Origin of the sequence: Reinekea marina (genome assembly GCF_030409715.1) — a bacterium.
GTDB classification, from domain to species: Bacteria; Pseudomonadota; Gammaproteobacteria; order Pseudomonadales; family Natronospirillaceae; genus Reinekea; species Reinekea marina.
The window spans coordinates 525,152-541,776 of record NZ_JAUFQI010000001.1 but is presented as its reverse complement, the minus strand read 5'-3'; the positions used below and the strand labels follow the sequence as shown (position 1 = coordinate 541,776).

The following is a 16,625-nucleotide window of genomic DNA, read 5'->3' as shown; positions in this document are numbered from 1 at the left end:
TTAAACGCAAAGCACTGCGGTGAACGACAGTGAGTCCAGTGCCGTAGGCTCGATTCAACTGTGGCTTGTGGCTCTTAACTATCACGTACCTACGTGCTTAAATATTTATTGTTTTCCTTCAAGCATTACCATTGGTGAAGTATTTAAGCTTGCTTGCCAGCTGAACGAGGCTGGATATTCACTTTACTCTAGCTTGGGAGCTATGGCTATTGCATTTACGCTAGCCTGAAAACATTATTAACTGTTTAATTTATTACCAAAAATTTATACAGAGTAAAGCTAAGTATTGATGCGGGCTTTAATATTTAACTTTTAATGCACTACTAACTGTAACAGTTTTTACATGCCGATTCATGATTTAGCAGATTTTATTAGCTTTCCAAGCTGTTCTATACCATCATATGTAGATGGTAGACTTCCATCTTCTGTTACTATTCCGGAAAAAATAATGTTTTCAAATTTCTCTAGAGAATCAGCATCCTGCTTTTTAATCTCGCTAGAATACTCTGAATAATGTTGGATAAATCTGCAAAGTGTTTTTCGTAAATCAATTTGCAAAAGTTGAGATTTTACTGATTTGTAGTTAAAAAGAAGAACCCTAAAATAATAGATAGCAATGGCTGCGAGAGACAATGTAGGAAACAGTGAAACGATCAGTCCGTCTCTTATGCCAGAAATGTTATCAAGGTTCTGATAAATTACGATCAACTCTGCCAGAATAGGAAAAACTATAATAACCGAAAGAATCCTGAGCCAAAATAGTATGTTATCGCGCTCAGTGGATTTGGCTTCTGCGAGGTCGTCAAAGCCTTGATATAAGCCTACAAAATTGAATCCGTTTTCATATTCTGATAAGGACTTCTTAAGCCTATCCACACGAGTCTCTCTCGCTGATAAATCTTGCTCCCATTCTTCTTTTAATTTTTCGGCTTTTGATGAAACTGCATTAAAGTCCTTAATGCTTTCTATAGAGTCACTATTTACAATGGATTTGAATATGTTAATTGGCATATCACGAATAGCATACTCAATCTGTTCTTTTGCATTAGCCTCAAATAACTCTACATTATTAAAAACGAATTTCCTTGCAGCCTCAAATTCCATGGCTAGATCATTTTTCATCGAAAGATATAGCTCAAACAGAAACCTGAAGCACATTGAACAAATATCGTCTAGCCTTTCTTTAGATAGTTCTTCCTCTTCATCAGAAAGCCTGCTTATAAACTGATCCCCAATCCACCCAATATTTATCTGACAAAGACTATCCCATTGTTCCGGTTTATTTTCCATTGAGCTAACAACCAAGCGAAGTAGAGCATTTCTTTGTTTCTCGAAATCATCGGAAGGGGTTATCCCATCAATTTTGTGCTTGAATTTAGTTAGAACAGTATTGCTCTGATTCGTATCGAAAAAAACCTTCATTCGAAGTCCCTATATTTAGCTTTTGGTATGTAACGCCCGTAGCACGGAAGAAATTGTAGCGAAGCGGAGATTTTGTCCAAATGACAACGTTTGTTAGTTGTTATCGGACTCAACGACAAGCTCTTCTTTAATACACTCAAGCGAAACCCTTCCTTTATATCCAGTCTCAACATGCGGTATAACGCGTTGATGCCAGGCTTCTTCTTCTTTCCATGCCATCCAAGACTCCAGCTTATGGAACTGACTTTCGCAAAGAAAAAGTATTGTGATTGGAGTGTTTCGCTTCAGGATCATTGTTGGAAGACATTTATAGGCATGTTCCTTCCACTCACGAGAACCGAAACCACGATAATCAAAAAAAGAAACACAGTCCCGAAGCCTAAAAAACCCATTCTCAGTATTTCCAAATCTTGATGATTGAGTAAGGCGATGATTTGGAAGTAGAGCGCCAGCATCTCTAATTGCTTGCATATTTACAGAAGGCGTAACATGAAAAACTTTACCTTTAAGATATGGAAAGAGTTCTTCATGATGCTCAATTTTCAAAGAACGATACTCCTTATACTTTACAACTACATATACTTATACCGCTACAGCGGTTTTCTTCGATGCAGTAATATCTTATTCAAATCTGGCGAAAAACCCGAATCCACAATCATAATGGCGCGTTACAGCCTACCTGTCAATTTGGGCACCGAGAAAAACACCTTCCATGCGGCAAACCCACTAAAAACCCGGCGCTACCCCTTAAAAGTCACCCCGAGATCAAACTATAAACCACCCGCGCCGCCAACTTCGCTGTTTTCCCATCAACATCTAACCCTGGGTTTAACTCGGCTACATCGGCCATTATCAGTGGCTTTTTCATTGTTTTTAACAGCGCTTTTATGCGGCTAATCAGTTTAAGCACTACTAAGGGTTGCACACCCAATGCAGCGGGGGCGCTTACGCCTGGGGCGTCGCCTGCGGGGAATACGTCTAGGCATACGGTTAGGTATAGGGCGTCTATGGTGTGCAACCATGTTTCTAGGTTGCTCATTATGGTTTCTATGTCGGTTTCGCCGCAGTGGGTGTCGTTTACCCACTGTACGTTTTGGCTTTGGGCGAAGTCGAATAAGGCTTGGGTGTTGGCGCTGGGGTTTAGGCCTATTACCTTGTATTGGAAGGGTTGGTTGTTGGCGTTGCTCCATTGCTGGGCTTGCCGGAAGGGTGTGCCTGAACTGGTGATGGGCTTGGGGTTGCGTAGGTCAAAGTGGGCGTCGAAGTTGAGTATGCCTAGGCGTGTGTTGGGCTGGTGTTTTTGTAGGTATTGCTGGGTGCCTAAAAAGCTGGCCCAAGCAATTTCGTGGCCGCCACCTAAGCCTATGGGTTGGCCGCCTGCGGTGAGTATGGCTTCTACTTCTTTGGCGTATAGTTGTTGGGCTTGCTCTAGTTTTTGTTCTGGGGATTGGCCTTCGCAGCTGATGTTGCCGGCATCGTACAGTTGCACGTTTTTTGGGCTGACTAAGTTGGCCAGAGCACTGCGCAATGCGTTGGGGCCTTGGGCGGCGCCGCGTCGGCCTTGGTTGCGGGCTACGCCTTCATCGCTTTCAAAACCCACTAACACGAGTGCGTTTTTATAGTCGGTTTGTTTTTCCAGTATCACTTGTTGGTGTAAGCGAATACTGGTGCTGGCGTCTTCTGTGTCTACTCGGCCTTGCCAACAGTTTTTGTGTGCTTCGGGTGTGCTCATAAGGGCGCTCGCTCTTTACCTTGGTGCCACGATAGCGTGGGCCGGTGTAGGTTAATTTCATGAATCAGTTGGCGTGGGTGTTCGCATTGAAACAACAGGCAATCGGCATCGTACCCTACCGCTATTTTACCTTTGCTGTTGGCTAACCCTAATGCCTTGGCGGCGTTTTGGGTAATGCCGTTAAAGGCTTCGGCTGGGGTAAAGCCAAACAACACACAGCCAAAGTTAGCGGCGGTTAATAGTGACCCTAGCGGAGAGCTGCCGGGGTTTAAATCGGTGGCTATAGCCATGTTCACTTGGTGTTTTCTGAACAGTTCTATGGGCGGCTTTTGGGTTTCTTTTAAATAATAATACGCCCCGGGCAAAATTACCGCGGTTACATCAGCGCTGGCCATTTGCTGCACTTGGGCTTCGTTAACGTATTCAACATGGTCGGCCGACCAGCCTTGAAACGCACACACGGCTTCGGTTCCTTGCGAATCGGATAACTGCTCTACGTGGCCTTTAATGGCAAAACCCAGGGCTTTGGCGGCGGCGAATAAACGTTTAGATTGTTCGGCGCTAAAGCCAATCGATTCACAAAAAACATCCACCGCTTGGGCTAGGTTTTCTTGCTTCACTTTCGGTAAAAGCTCTTCAATGATCAGGGTTAAATAGTCGTCGGCTTTGCCTTGGTATTCTAGCGGTACGGCGTGGGCGGCTAAGCAAGTGGCCGAAACGGTTACCGGCAACTGTTCTCCAATGCGTTTTGACACGCGCAGCATTTTTAGTTCGGTGTCTATATTTAGGCCATAGCCCGATTTAATTTCTACCGTGGTCACGCCTTCGTTGATCAGCGGTATTAAGCGTTGCACGGCCGAGGCGTATAGTTCATCTTCGCTCTGTGTACGCGTGGCGGCTACGGTGCTTTTTATGCCGCCGCCCGCTTTGGCGATGTCTTCATAACGTACGCCCTGTTGCAATTGTTCAAACTCGCCGGCTCGGTTGCCGCCGTAAACGAGGTGAGTGTGGCAATCTATTAACCCGGGCGTTAGCCATTGTTGTTGGCCATCAATTGTTTGAGTCGATTCAAATTTGGGCTCGCTTTGGCTTGTCCCTACATACACAAACTTGCCGTTTTGCCACGCCACGGTGGCGTTCTCTAACACCGACCAACCCTGCGTGTTATCGATCGTGTTCTCGCGGGCTGGGGTAATGACATTCACATTGTGCACTACACCATCGGCTTGAATGGGTTGCGCTGTGTTCACCAAGTTTGCCATAAAAATTCGACCTGTCATTTCAGAATGTGGACAATTTTAGTTGTATATACAACTTTTAGCAACTATGCTGTCGGCCACTTAAAAACCACTCGTTAACCCACAACGTTTTAGGATGGTAATTTATGGCAACGCCCAGATTCGAAGTGATTAAAAAACACATTATTGGATACATAGAACAAGGCGATTGGCGACCAGGCGATGCCGTGCCATCCGAAAACCAGTTGGCCGAACAGTTTGAAGTATCCCGCATGACGGCAAGGCGCGCCCTTACCGATTTAACCGAAGCAGGTGTTTTAGAACGCGTTCAAGGCGCGGGTACGTTTGTGGCCGAGCAACTGCCCACTGGCTCACTGTTAGAAATACGCAATATTGCTGATGAAATTCACGAACGCGGTCATAAGCACATTGCCCACGTTATTTGTTTAGAACAGCGCACCGTAACCGAAGCTGAAACTAAGTTGATTGGTTTGCCAGTTGGCGCTGCGTTTTTTTACAGCCAAGTGAAGCACATTGAAGAAGATACCTTGGGCCACCAAGAAGTGATTCAGTTCGAGGAGCGTTTCGTGAATAGCGAAGTCGCGCCCGATTATTTGCAGCAAGATTTTACCCAAATAACACCCAGTGCTTATTTAACCTCGGTGTCGCCATTGAGCCAAGCCGACCATTGGGTAGAGGCTATTTTGGCGCCGGCCGATGTTGAGCAGCAATTGGAAATTTCCTCTGGTACGCCGTGCTTAAAGTTGTCTCGGCGAACCTACAGTTTTAGACAAAACCCCACCAAAAAACAAAAATTTATCGTCAACTTTGCTGTGTTGTATCACCCAGGGCCAGGTTACCGCTTAGGCGGCCACCTAATGGCTTCTTGATCAACGCTCACAACATTGGAGAATCGTATGACACGTTTAGACACCACTCGTAATATCGCTGCGGCCACGGGCACCAAGCTCACCGCAAAAAGTTGGTTAACCGAAGCGCCAATGCGCATGTTAATGAACAACCTTCACCCCGATGTCGCCGAGCACCCGCATGAACTGGTGGTGTACGGTGGTATTGGCCGCGCCGCACGCGATTGGGAAAGTTACGATAAAATTGTTGAAACGCTGACGCGATTAGAAACCGATGAAACCTTATTAGTGCAAAGTGGTAAGCCTGTGGGCGTGTTTAAAACCCACGAAAACGCACCGCGCGTGTTAATTGCCAACTCTAACTTGGTGCCGCACTGGGGTAGCTGGGCGCACTTTAACGAGCTCGATAAGCAAGGCTTAATGATGTACGGCCAAATGACAGCCGGCTCTTGGATATACATTGGTTCGCAAGGCATTGTGCAAGGTACTTACGAAACCTTTGGTGCCATGGCGCGCCAACATTTTAATGGCGATGCGAAAGGCAAATGGGTGCTTACCGGTGGTTTAGGTGGCATGGGTGGCGCGCAACCGTTAGCCGCAACCATGGCTGGTTTTTCGATGATCGCCGTTGAGTGTGATGAATCGCGCATCGACTTCCGTTTACGTACCGGCTATGTCGATCACAAAGCCACATCGCTCGATGAAGCACTCGCCATCATTGAAAAAGCCAAGCAAGAAGGTAAAGCGGTGAGCGTTGGTTTGTTGGGCAACGCAGCCGATGTGTTCACCGAAGTGGTTGATAAAAACATTGTGCCCGATGTAGTGACCGACCAAACCAGCGCACACGATCCGTTAAATGGTTACTTACCGCAAGGTTGGACCATGGAAGAAGCCAAAGCCAAACGTATTAGCCATGCCGATGAAGTGGTCGATGCTGCAAAAGAAGCGATGGCCGTACAAGTAAAAGCCATGCTTGCATTGCAAAAAGCGGGCTCGGCTACGGTAGATTACGGCAACAACATTCGCCAAATGGCGCTTGAAAAAGGCGTAGAAAATGCCTTTGATTTCCCTGGTTTTGTACCGGCGTATATTCGCCCGTTGTTCTGCGAGGGCGTGGGCCCTTTCCGTTGGGCGGCACTGTCTGGCGACCCAGAAGATATTTATAAAACCGATCAAAAAGTTAAAGAACTGATCCCCGATGATCCGCATTTGCACAACTGGTTAGACATGGCGCGTGAGCGTATTCAGTTTCAAGGCTTGCCTGCACGAATTTGTTGGATTGGATTAAAAGACCGTGCTCGTATTGGCCAAGCCTTTAATGAAATGGTTGCCAATGGTGAACTAAAAGCGCCCATCGTTATTGGCCGAGATCACCTAGACTCCGGTTCAGTGGCGTCTCCCAACCGTGAAACCGAAAGCATGAAAGACGGCTCCGATGCGGTATCGGATTGGCCGTTACTCAACGCCTTGTTAAACACCGCCAGCGGCGCCACTTGGGTGAGCTTACATCATGGCGGTGGCGTCGGCATGGGCTTTAGTCAGCACGCCGGAATGGTGATTGTGTGTGACGGTACCGAAGATGCACACGCGCGCGTTGGCCGTGTACTTTGGAATGACCCTGCCACGGGTGTTATGCGCCATGCCGATGCCGGTTACGACATTGCCATTAACTGCGCCAAAGAACATAACTTAGATCTCCCGATGATTAATACACCGAATAAGAGCCAATAAGATGAAAACATTACACATTAATCCAGGTAAATTAACGCTCGCCGATTTATACACCGTACACCACCACCCGGTGCAGTTAACATTGGATAAAAGCTGCATAAGTGGCATTGAACGTTCGGCGGCGACGGTTAAAAAAGTGATCGATGAAAACCGTGTGGTGTATGGCATTAACACGGGCTTTGGTTTATTGGCCAACACGCGCATTGAACCGGCTGAACTTGAAACCTTACAACGCAGCATTGTGCTCAGCCACGCGGCGGGCATTGGTGAATTTATGAAGCCTTCGACGGTGCGTTTGTTGATGGTGTTAAAAATAAATTCATTGGCACGCGGTTTCTCGGGCATCCGTTTAGAAGTGATCGAAGCGTTAATGGCGTTGGTCAATAAAGAAATTTACCCGTGCATTCCTGTAAAAGGTTCTGTAGGAGCCTCGGGTGATTTAGCACCGTTAGCACACATGAGCGCTATTTTGTTAGGCGAAGGTGAAGCGCATTACCAAGGCAAAATTATCCCCGCTAAACAGGCGCTGGAAATTTTAGGCATTGAACCCATTGTGTTGGCACCGAAAGAAGGCTTGGCGTTATTAAACGGTACACAAGCGTCTACCGCGTTGGCGGTGCAAGGTTTGTTAGCGGCCGAAAATGTCTTAGTTGCGGCAACAGTGATTGGTGCCATGACAGTTGATGCGGCGAAAGGGTCTCGCGCTCCGTTTGATGATCGCATTCATCAGGCACGTGGGCACCAATCGCAAATCGATATGGCATTGGCTTACCGTAAACTGTTAGACCACTCGCCTATCGAACAATCGCACGAAGATTGTGAAAAAGTGCAAGACCCCTACTCACTGCGTTGCCAGCCACAGGTGATGGGTGCGTGCTTAACGCAAATTCGTAACGCGGCTGATATTATTTTAACCGAAGCCAATGCCGTTTCAGATAACCCTTTGGTGTTTGCTGAGCAAAACGATATTTTATCGGGCGGTAATTTCCACGCCGAACCTATCGCAATGGCGGCCGATAACTTGGCACTGGCGATTGCCGAAATTGGTGCGCTTTCAGAGCGCCGCATGGCGTTAATGATTGATAGCCAGCTCAGTGGTTTGCCACCGTTCTTAGTAAACAACGGCGGCGTGAACTCTGGTTTTATGATCGCGCAAGTGACCGCTGCGGCGTTGGCGAGTGAAAACAAAACCTATGCACACCCGGCTTCAATAGACAGCCTACCCACCTCGGCTAACCAAGAAGACCATGTGTCTATGGCTACCTTTGCGGCGCGCCGTTTGGGTGATATGCATGAAAACACCGTCGGTATTTTAGCGGTAGAACTGCTCTCGGCTTGCCAAGGTTTAGATTTCAGAGCACCGCTCACCAGTTCAGCAACGTTAGAAAAAGCCAAAGCCGTATTGCGCAGTGAAGTACCCTTTTACGATAAAGACCGTTACTTCTCGCCCGATATTGAAAAGGCCGCGCAACTTATTCGTGAAGATGCATTGCAAAGCTTTGTCGATAACGCTATTCGCATCAGCGCTTAAGGGTTTTTCCCGCAATAGAAAAGCACCGTAATTCGGTGCTTTTTAGTTTAGGGCTGTTTAAAAAAACTTACGTTTTACTTATTAAATTCCAGCATATATTTAGACACCTCTAATCGAACTTCTTCTGATAAGTAATACTGCGGTGGCATTTCTGGGTAGCCTTCGTTTATGCGGCCTGGTGCAATAATATAGGCGGCTACGGCTTCAGCATTATTACCCCAACGCTCTTGAATTTGCGTAATCGGTGGACCAATAATACGGTTTTCATAAGTGTGGCAACCCGAGCACACAGCGTAGAAGGTGCGCTTACCAAGTTCTTGGCCTGTGGTGTCTCTTGGCGGTACGGGTTCGTCTAACATTTTAGTCAGAATATCATCGGTATTGCTGCCCGGTTCGCATTCATCAAACTTGTTTAAGCCAAACACGGTGTAGCGTTTTTCATCTAAAATGCAGCTGCCTTCAGACCCGCCAAACTGGAAAATATCGGGGCCTGTACTGGTAAACTTCAATTTCATTAGGGCTTTCATGTCACCGGCTACCGAGTGACCATTATTTTTCATGAGGTTGTTGTAAATTTTAATGCCGTCTGGGTCTGGATCATGATCTGGGTCACTGCCTATGCCAGAAATCTTTGCATCCACAATGGTAATGCCGGCGTTGCCGTTGTTGGTGATGATGTTGTTTTCTAGCACGACGTCATCGGCTGAAATGATCATGATGCCGGTGCCCGATGGAATCGTCGCTACTATCGCGCCTTCGGGAGCAAAATTTTCGTGGTTATTATCTACAACAAAGTTATCTCGAATAATAATGTCGTATGCGGTTTTGATCGGTAAGCCAGGTAGTGCAAAGGCTAAAATACCGCCGGCGTTATCGTGAACGTAGTTACTCTCTACTAACGCATGGCGCGAGTTTTCAATTTCTATACCGGCGACCGATTCATACACTTCGTTGTGGCGTACATCTATGTTATCGCTCATGCCCACATAAATAGCCGCGTCTTCTATACCGCTTAACACATTGTGTTCTATGAGACCGTTTTGACCATACTGAGGGAAAATGCCGTACACACCGGCATCGTGAATAAAGTTATTTCGGATAGTAAAGTTGTTACCCGCCTGCCCCATAATGCCATTACCTTTGTAGTTAATAATGGTTAGGCTCTCAATGGTAATACCGTTGCCTGAATATAAAATAGCGTCGTTGAGTTTTTTCTCACCATCTAAAATAGGCCACTTACCTTTTTTGACGATGCCTCGAATGGTGATGTCGTCTTTATCGATAAACACCGTTTCGTTGTACACACCCGGTTGAATTTCAATAATGTCACCCGGTTGTGCTTCATGCACGGCACGTTGAATAGACTTGCCTTTTTTTACGTTGATCACCTCGGCGTAAGCGGAAAACCCGATTAAGCTAAAGGCCAATGCGGCTATGAGTTGTTTTTGTATTCGCATAGTTCCCCCTGGTCTGCGCACGATTTAAGGTACCGCTAAGCCAGAAGGTACAGCCTCTGGTTTCACCGGTTTTAAACTTTCATCGGTCAGCGTTTTTAAGAAATCGACTAAGCGATCGATTTCGGTTTCGGTTAAGTTTGGCTCCCAAATGTGCCAATGTAATTTTAAGTTTTCATCTTCTGGTACTGCATGGCCACGGCCTTCGGTGTAAAAGACTACAGAACTGCGTAAATCACTAAAGGCGCCGTTGTGCATATAAGGCGCGGTTAGCTCAATGTTTCTTAGGCTAGGCACTTGGAAGCCGCCGCGTAAGTCGGGCAACTCTAAATGGCTTTGCGCGCCAATATCAAAGGGCATGCCTTTTAACTCGGGTGAGCCTATAACAGCGTATTGTTGGTTGGTAAACAAGGGCGGTGTATGGCATTCGGCACAGCGCGCAACAAACGATCTAAAAATGTTTAACCCTTCTAGCTCTGGCTGAGTGAGTGCATCGGCATAGCCGTGTGCGTACCAATCGTAACGGCTGTTGAGCGAAATGAGCGAGGTTTCAAAGGCAATAATTGCGCTGTAAATATCGGGCAGTTGTATTAAGCCAGTTCTTTGAATATCAAAAGCTTGTTTAAATAAAGATACATAGGTTTCTGATGCGTTGAGCTTATTTAAAAGCTCTACTCGGGTAAGCCCCATTTCGGTCGGGTGATACAAGGGCCCTTCTATTTGTGCTTCTAACGAGTCGGCGCGGCCATCCCAGAACAGGCGTTCTTTAAAGGCAACGTTCCACAAGCTGGGCGCAGAACGTGTGCCAAGTTGCCCGCCTACTCCGGCACTTAAAGCGGCGCCATCGGCAAAGCCTAAATCGGGGTTGTGGCACGAAGCACAGGAAATGGTGTTGTCTTTCGATAAGTACGGATCAAAAAACAAATAGCGGCCAAGATCTATTTGCTGGGGGCTAAAGCCATCACGGTTTTCAGGCAATGCTGTTTTAAGCCCACCAACACCTTGGTCCTGTAACGATTCATACTGCTGGTAAAGAGACACCAGTTTGCACTGGTTTTGTTTGGTGAGTTCAAAACTGGGTGGGCATTGGGTTGAAAGCACCCAAGAGTCAGCCGTCGCATAGCCAACTAACAAAGCATACATCATCACAGCGGTTGTTATTATTAGTATCTTCATCATGGTCAATTATCGATCAAGTCTGTCACTCAGCTCACATTAACTGACTGATGGTCAAATAGAAAGTGAAAACTACCAATGCATAAACAAAAAATAAAATTGGACTGCAACTAGGGGATCGATACGACCCGATTACGGCCTTGCTCTTTTGCTTGATATAGAGCCATATCAGCCCGAGCTAAGGTTTCATCTATATTTTGGTCTTCGCTACTGAACTGTGCCACGCCTAGACTAATGGTCGCAGTAACATCTTTTCCGTTTGCGATTTCGGTTAAGGTTTGACTGATCATTTGGCGCGCGTGCTCTGCCTTAGCTACAACTTCCTCGAAGTGGAACCCTTCAATAGCAATGGCAAATTCTTCACCGCCTATTCGACCAATTACAGAATTTCCTAAAAAGCATGGAAGCAATTTTAGCGCCACAGAGGTGATCACTACATCACCAACACTGTGACCGTAACGATCATTAATTTTTTTAAAATGATCAATATCAGCCATGATGACCGCTAGTGATTTTCCGCCTGCACTTAACCGGACGCCGGAAAACATCTTTTCACCTTTTTCAAAAAATGCCCGACGATTATTTAGCCCTGTGAGTGGATCGGTTCTCGCTAGCACTTCGGCACGCCTTTTTTCTTGTGCTAGATCATGAGTCCGCACTGACACTTTATGTTCGAGCTGTGCGGCGGCCAAAGCGATACTTCGCGATTTTTCTTTTTCAGCTTGTAGCACGGCATCAATGGCTTGCGCTTTTTCAATTTGCAATACGTGAATTTTGTTGGCTAGAGCAAAAGACAATAGCAACATTTCCAATACAGCCCCGATACCAAAGCTATAGAACAAAATAAGGTTAAACTCTAACAAACCTGTGATCATTAACCCAAACAGGGTTATTGAAATGAGAGATAACGCCCAAGCAACTAAAAAATAGCCAGCCGACACTTGTTTTTTTAACAGCGCCCTTACACCGGCTAGCAAAACCACCGGTGCGCCGATGATAGCCAGAACACCAGACCAGACCGATGTTTTGTCATTCAGTGAGGGCAACATCGTTAACACGACAACCAGTGCCGAGCCCGCAATAAAAAACACTAATATTCTATCGAGCGCTTTAGACACGTTTGATAAATCTAAAAATCGCCTTACAAATTGCGACATAAAAATACCCAAAAACGGTCCAGCTGCGGATTCTAAAAAAGTATTAAATTTAACGGCGTCTGGCCATATAAATTGATAACCAAAGCCATAGATCACAGATAGCATGAGAAGCATGGAGGCATTATATAAAAAATAATAGAGGTAGTTACTGTCTCGAAGGCTAAAGTATATGAACAAATTATAGAGTCCAATCATCACTATAGCGCCGATTAAAATACCATTAATGAGATTTACGGTTACACCAGACTTCAAAGCTTCTGTTTCACTTAGAAGGGTTCCACCAATAAGAAATGCTAGGTCTGTTTGAACATGTAACAGCGTTGTTGCTGGCTTACCAGGTTCGTTGATTAATGGCAGTACTATGTTTGAAGAAGGTATTTCACGATGATGAAATGGGAAGGCGATGCCATCATTTTTCCATCTTTTCAATGTTGAACCTTCAAAGTGATAATGGCTAATTTCGGAAATCCAACTTGGGAATAAATTTAGGTAGGCCGTCTCAACCTCTAGATTATGATTAGTGAAATCAATTTTAATCCAAAGCCTGTCTTTGGTATAACCTCTGGATAATTTGACCTCGGAACAAGGCTGCCATTGTTGAGACGTTATTAACTCACGCGCAACGTCAGGCGAATTGAGAAAAGACTCATTCGCTACAAAGGCTTCACATATATCTTTAATGTTGATGCGCTTAAAATCTGACCCTACGTCTAACGCAGACACTGTGGTTGAAAAAAAAAGCCACAGAATTAACCCAGCCAAATTCCGAACAATTACCTTCACCAATTAACTCTCAAGTAGGTGTTTATTTTTAAGAGCTTAGTTCAATTTTCAATCATTGCGCGAATTGTGTAGGAAAGTATTTCGATGTGAAAAGCAGGCCTTAAGATACATTTTGTAACATTCAAGCCAGGTTGAGTTTGTTTTTTACCTGATCCAGTAAAAAGGGGTGAACATTCGGGTAGGTGTGCGCATCTGGGTACTTCGAAGAACACACCACTTTTTCAATCTCACTGCTGGGTAGAGGTCCCAATGAATCAATACTGGCAAAAAACAGCTGACCGTAACTGAGTTCACCATGGGGTAATTTTATGGCATAGGTGGCCATGGGTTCTAAGTTGAAGTTGGTTGCACCCGTTTCTTCAAATAACTCTCGATGAGCGCATTCGCCAATGGTTTCACCTGGCTCTCGCTTGCCACCAGGCGACTCTAACGTAGTGCGATCTTTGTGTTTTACAAACACCCATTGGTTTTGGTATCGAGCAACAATAACCGCCCAATGCAGTTGTGAATTCGCCATGTTGTTAGCCGGGTATTGGGCTAACTCTATCGCTGAAAGATCGCATGGCTTTAATTTGCTTAAGCTATTTAGGCTCATTTAGCTGGCCACATTAGGGTTTGACCGTGCTAGCCAGCTTGTGCTCTCGTTGGCGTAAAAACCATTCAAGCGCAATAAACGCAAACGGCACAATAGAAACCAATAGCAAAAGCAGCCAACCCCAAACTGGCCAAGCCATTTTATGCGTAACAATCAAAGAAGCCACAAAATACAAGGTAAACAAAGCACCGTGCGTTAACCCTAGAACCATCACCCATTCGCGGCTGATAAACCCAAATGTTACGCCTAGAATGACTAAATAAGATAACCCTTCGAGAACACTGATGGCTCGGAACGCTTTTAACATTTTTTACCTATGTCGTTGGTGAGTTAATCACTTAAATTAGCATCGGCTAACAGTGCTTTCATATGCGCCGCGGCGGCATCACTGCCTTCATGGCGCTGCCATTCTATGTATTTTGAGCAGAAGGCTGCAACCTCGGCAGTGCCCGTTAAGGCTTTTAAATCTTCTGCGCCGCGAATACCAAACCCAACCGACAGCGGTAAATCGGTATGACTACGAATGCGCTTAATGTAAGCATGAAACTCTTCACCCCACATCGTTTGCGACCCAGTAACGCCCATGCGTGATACCACATATATCATTCCACGTGCTGATTTCGCAATACGCTCTACCCGTTCATCGGGAGTATTTGGCGTGACCATCAAGATAGGCGCTATGCCAAGCTCGTCTAGCTTAGGCATAAATGGCTCAAACTGCTCTACCGGCATGTCTGGTATAATCATGCCTTTAATTCCGGCGGCGGCGGCGTCTTCAAACAGTTGCTCTAAGCCGTATTTATACAATGGGTTTAAGTAGCTCATTAATATAAAGGTCGCATCTGGGTGGTTCTTGGAAACTTTTTCGGCCAACGCTAAGGTGGCTCGTACTGAACCGCCTTGTTTTAACGCATCGTAACAGGCGTTCACTAGAGTATGGCCATCGGCCACTGGGTCGCTGAACGGAACCTGCAACTCAATCAGCTTAACGCCCGACTCAACTAGCCCTGCAATGGCCTTTTCGTTCTCTTCTAAGTTTGGGAAGCCAACAACCGCGTGCGACATCACTTGTAATTTATCATTTAACGTCGGAAACATTATTTCTCTCCTTGAGTCGCTTCAAACAGTTCTTTGGCTCGCTCAGATTCACGCTGTAAGAAATCTGACCACTCGGGTTGTGGGAAGGCTCGGGCAATGTTGAAAATGTCTTTATCGCCTCGGCCGCTTAAGTTAATCACAATGTGTTGATCAGGGCGCATGGTTTTCGCACGTTTAAAACCACCGGCTAAGGCGTGCGAAGATTCCAGTGCTGGAATAATGCCTTCAGTTTTCATCAGGAGTTTAAAGGCATCGGTCACTTCGTGATCTTGCGCCGATTCTGGTGTCACTCGCCCGGTTTGAGTCAGGTGCGCCAAAATTGGCGAAACGCCGACATAATCTAGCCCGGCCGCAATTGAATGCGTATCGCCTAACTGGCCGTCTTCATTTTGTAAGAACAAGGTTTTGTAGCCTTGAGCAATACCAGGAGTGGCGGTATCGGGTAATAAACGAACCGAGTGTTCACCTTCTTTAAAGCTTAAGCCACCGGCCTCTACACCCACTAACCCGACCTTGTCATCTTCTAAAAAGGCTCCGAACGCGCCCATGGCATTAGAACCGCCGCCTACGCAGGCCACGATTTCATCGGGTAATCGGCCTATTTGCGCCATGGCTTGCTGCTTAATTTCTTGCGAGATAACGCCTTGGAAATAGCTCACCAATTCAGGGAATGGCGCAGGGCCACAAGCCGTACCTAATACGTAGTGGGTGTTTTCCACACTGCCCGCCCAATCACGCAGGGCTTCATCGAGTGCTTCTTTTAAAGTACGAGCGCCGGTTTCAACGCCGACGACTTTGGAGCCTAGCTGACGCATCCAAAATACATTCGAATACTGACGTTCAATATCATCGGCGCCCATATAAATGGTGGCATCTAAACCCAAACGCGCAGCCATAATGGCGGTGGCTAAGCCGTGCTGGCCGGCACCCGTTTCGGCAATGACGCGCTTTTTACCCATACGTTGCACTAACAACCCTTGGCCTAGCACGTTATTCACCTTGTGCGCACCGGAGTGGTTTAGGTCTTCTCGCTTGAGCCAAATTTGCGCGCCACCCAGTTCTTTAGATAATCGACGCAGCGGTGTGAGTGGCGTTGGGCGACCACTGAATTCTTGCGTAAGGGTTAAATATTCTTGCCAAAAAGTTGGGTCATCACGCAATGCGAAGAACATGTCTTCGAGCTCGGTTAATGCGGGTAATAAAATTTCAGGAACGTAGCGGCCGCCAAATTCGCCGAAATATCCATTGTCACTGCGTATCATGATGAATCCTCTTGCTAATCTAATTAGGGAACCCTTTAGATAACTTCAACTAGACATAAACTAAACGGTTTAGTAAAGTTTGCTGCAATCAACTGATAGAATCAAGTATTTTATGGCTCAGCCTTCTAAAAAAGATCACATTGCCTTAAGCGCTCGACCCCTGTTTTTTGAGCACGGCATAAAGGGTACGTCTGTCGACATGGTTGTCAAAGCTTCCAAGGTATCTAAACCTACGGTTTACAACCACTTTCCCGATAAAAGCGCTTTGTTTTATCACGTTGTGTCGCTTTGGTTGGCGCAGCAAAGTGCGGTTTCGCTAACATCGAGCTCCGAGCAAGCGCTCATTGAGGAACTACAAAACGCTTGGTTGCATTCAGAAGCGATTACTTTTTACAGGCTAATCATTGGTGAAGGGAATCGAGCCGTTGAAGCAACTCAATTGTTTAAACAACATTACGATGCTGTGTGGCGAGCCGACTTAAAAGATTGGTGTGCTCAGCAAGGCATAGACGCATTGCGCGTAGAAGACAAAGTAAGCCATTACTTACTGAATAAGTTAATGGCTTAGCTTTTAGTA

At 46.0% G+C, this 16,625-nt stretch carries 17 protein-coding genes; 5 read left to right on the top strand and 12 right to left on the bottom strand.

Annotated elements, in window-relative coordinates; translation table 11 throughout:
* Window positions 1–19: 19 nt before the first annotated feature.
* Complete coding sequence (locus QWZ13_RS02975; protein ID WP_290280467.1) at window positions 20–229, top strand: hypothetical protein; 210 nt, start codon at window positions 20–22, stop codon at window positions 227–229.
* A 122-nt stretch (window positions 230–351) separates the two neighbouring features.
* Here QWZ13_RS02975 and QWZ13_RS02970 read toward each other — a convergent pair whose 3' ends face one another.
* The 4 genes from QWZ13_RS02970 to hutI form a co-directional block, all read right to left on the bottom strand.
* Entirely contained in the window at window positions 352–1,290 is a 939-nt protein-coding gene (locus QWZ13_RS02970) for a hypothetical protein (RefSeq protein ID WP_290280466.1), read from the bottom strand.
* A gap of 225 nt (window positions 1,291–1,515) precedes the next feature.
* The gene (locus tag QWZ13_RS02965; protein ID WP_290280465.1) at window positions 1,516–1,716 is read right to left on the bottom strand and encodes a hypothetical protein; all 201 of its coding nucleotides are present in this window, start codon (window positions 1,714–1,716) and stop codon (window positions 1,516–1,518) included.
* A 460-nt stretch (window positions 1,717–2,176) separates the two neighbouring features.
* On the bottom strand, window positions 2,177–3,154 hold the full coding sequence (gene hutG / locus QWZ13_RS02960) for a formimidoylglutamase (RefSeq protein ID WP_290280464.1): 978 nt from the start codon (window positions 3,152–3,154) through the stop codon (window positions 2,177–2,179).
* Complete coding sequence (gene hutI / locus QWZ13_RS02955; protein ID WP_290280463.1) at window positions 3,151–4,434, bottom strand: imidazolonepropionase; 1,284 nt, start codon at window positions 4,432–4,434, stop codon at window positions 3,151–3,153. The genes hutG and hutI overlap by 4 nt, the downstream gene beginning before the upstream one ends.
* A gap of 104 nt (window positions 4,435–4,538) precedes the next feature.
* Here hutI and hutC point away from each other — a divergent pair, with 104 nt between their 5' ends.
* Window positions 4,539–5,282 carry a histidine utilization transcriptional repressor HutC gene (hutC, locus tag QWZ13_RS02950; RefSeq protein ID WP_290280462.1) on the top strand — a complete coding sequence of 248 codons (744 nt, stop codon included), beginning with the start codon at window positions 4,539–4,541 and terminating at the stop codon, window positions 5,280–5,282.
* Here hutC and QWZ13_RS02945 read toward each other — a convergent pair.
* Window positions 5,249–5,413, bottom strand: a complete 165-nt coding sequence (locus tag QWZ13_RS02945; protein ID WP_290283441.1) for a hypothetical protein — start codon at window positions 5,411–5,413, stop codon at window positions 5,249–5,251. The two genes, hutC and QWZ13_RS02945, sit on opposite strands and share 34 nt — an antisense overlap.
* On the opposite strand from QWZ13_RS02945, the gene hutU reads away from it, so the two are divergent.
* Together hutU and hutH are read left to right on the top strand one after the other, a co-directional pair.
* Window positions 5,337–6,992 carry a urocanate hydratase gene (hutU, locus tag QWZ13_RS02940; protein WP_290283257.1) on the top strand — a complete coding sequence of 552 codons (1,656 nt, stop codon included), beginning with the start codon at window positions 5,337–5,339 and terminating at the stop codon, window positions 6,990–6,992. The genes QWZ13_RS02945 and hutU overlap by 77 nt on opposite strands.
* A gap of 1 nt (window position 6,993) precedes the next feature.
* Window positions 6,994–8,523: a histidine ammonia-lyase gene (hutH, locus tag QWZ13_RS02935; protein ID WP_290280461.1), complete on the top strand. Its 1,530-nt coding sequence runs from the start codon at window positions 6,994–6,996 to the stop codon at window positions 8,521–8,523.
* 74 nt (window positions 8,524–8,597) lie between these two features.
* On the opposite strand, the gene QWZ13_RS02930 is transcribed toward hutH, so the two are convergent.
* The 7 genes from QWZ13_RS02930 to trpB all read right to left on the bottom strand — a co-directional run bounded on the left by QWZ13_RS02930 (window position 8,598) and on the right by trpB (window position 16,048).
* The gene (locus QWZ13_RS02930; protein ID WP_290280460.1) at window positions 8,598–9,980 is read right to left on the bottom strand and encodes a parallel beta-helix domain-containing protein; all 1,383 of its coding nucleotides are present in this window, start codon (window positions 9,978–9,980) and stop codon (window positions 8,598–8,600) included.
* A gap of 24 nt (window positions 9,981–10,004) precedes the next feature.
* Entirely contained in the window at window positions 10,005–11,156 is a 1,152-nt protein-coding gene (locus QWZ13_RS02925; protein WP_290283256.1) for a cytochrome-c peroxidase, read from the bottom strand.
* Between the two features lie 107 nt (window positions 11,157–11,263).
* Window positions 11,264–13,093: a diguanylate cyclase gene (locus QWZ13_RS02920; RefSeq protein ID WP_290283255.1), complete on the bottom strand. Its 1,830-nt coding sequence runs from the start codon at window positions 13,091–13,093 to the stop codon at window positions 11,264–11,266.
* 121 nt (window positions 13,094–13,214) lie between these two features.
* Window positions 13,215–13,688, bottom strand: coding sequence for an NUDIX hydrolase (locus tag QWZ13_RS02915; protein ID WP_290280459.1), 474 nt, complete (start codon window positions 13,686–13,688; stop codon window positions 13,215–13,217).
* Window positions 13,689–13,701: 13 nt separating this feature from the next.
* Window positions 13,702–13,995, bottom strand: a complete 294-nt coding sequence (locus tag QWZ13_RS02910; RefSeq protein WP_290280458.1) for a DUF3817 domain-containing protein — start codon at window positions 13,993–13,995, stop codon at window positions 13,702–13,704.
* A 23-nt stretch (window positions 13,996–14,018) separates the two neighbouring features.
* A complete protein-coding gene (gene trpA / locus QWZ13_RS02905; RefSeq protein WP_290280457.1) occupies window positions 14,019–14,786 on the bottom strand; it encodes a tryptophan synthase subunit alpha in 768 nt (255 codons plus the stop codon).
* A complete protein-coding gene (gene trpB / locus QWZ13_RS02900; protein ID WP_290280456.1) occupies window positions 14,786–16,048 on the bottom strand; it encodes a tryptophan synthase subunit beta in 1,263 nt (420 codons plus the stop codon). Before trpB ends, trpA begins: the two co-directional genes overlap by 1 nt.
* A gap of 79 nt (window positions 16,049–16,127) precedes the next feature.
* Between trpB and QWZ13_RS02895 the strand changes: the two genes are divergently transcribed.
* Window positions 16,128–16,616, top strand: a complete 489-nt coding sequence (locus QWZ13_RS02895; RefSeq protein WP_290280455.1) for a TetR/AcrR family transcriptional regulator — start codon at window positions 16,128–16,130, stop codon at window positions 16,614–16,616.
* Window positions 16,617–16,625: the final 9 nt, after the last annotated feature.

Excerpts from the sequence above, each read along its gene's own strand:
- hutC (WP_290280462.1), top strand. The coding sequence starts at position 4,539 with ATGGCAACGCCCAGATTCGAAGTGATTAAAAAACACATTATTGGATAC.
- QWZ13_RS02965 (WP_290280465.1), bottom strand. The coding sequence starts at position 1,716 with ATGATCCTGAAGCGAAACACTCCAATCACAATACTTTTTCTTTGCGAA.
- hutH (WP_290280461.1), top strand. The coding sequence starts at position 6,994 with ATGAAAACATTACACATTAATCCAGGTAAATTAACGCTCGCCGATTTA.
- trpA (WP_290280457.1), bottom strand. The coding sequence starts at position 14,786 with ATGTTTCCGACGTTAAATGATAAATTACAAGTGATGTCGCACGCGGTT.
- trpB (WP_290280456.1), bottom strand. The coding sequence starts at position 16,048 with ATGATACGCAGTGACAATGGATATTTCGGCGAATTTGGCGGCCGCTAC.
- hutI (WP_290280463.1), bottom strand. The coding sequence starts at position 4,434 with ATGACAGGTCGAATTTTTATGGCAAACTTGGTGAACACAGCGCAACCC.
- QWZ13_RS02930 (WP_290280460.1), bottom strand. The coding sequence starts at position 9,980 with ATGCGAATACAAAAACAACTCATAGCCGCATTGGCCTTTAGCTTAATC.
- QWZ13_RS02915 (WP_290280459.1), bottom strand. The coding sequence starts at position 13,688 with ATGAGCCTAAATAGCTTAAGCAAATTAAAGCCATGCGATCTTTCAGCG.
- QWZ13_RS02925 (WP_290283256.1), bottom strand. The coding sequence starts at position 11,156 with ATGATGAAGATACTAATAATAACAACCGCTGTGATGATGTATGCTTTG.
- QWZ13_RS02910 (WP_290280458.1), bottom strand. The coding sequence starts at position 13,995 with ATGTTAAAAGCGTTCCGAGCCATCAGTGTTCTCGAAGGGTTATCTTAT.
- QWZ13_RS02970 (WP_290280466.1), bottom strand. The coding sequence starts at position 1,290 with ATGGAAAATAAACCGGAACAATGGGATAGTCTTTGTCAGATAAATATT.
- hutG (WP_290280464.1), bottom strand. The coding sequence starts at position 3,154 with ATGAGCACACCCGAAGCACACAAAAACTGTTGGCAAGGCCGAGTAGAC.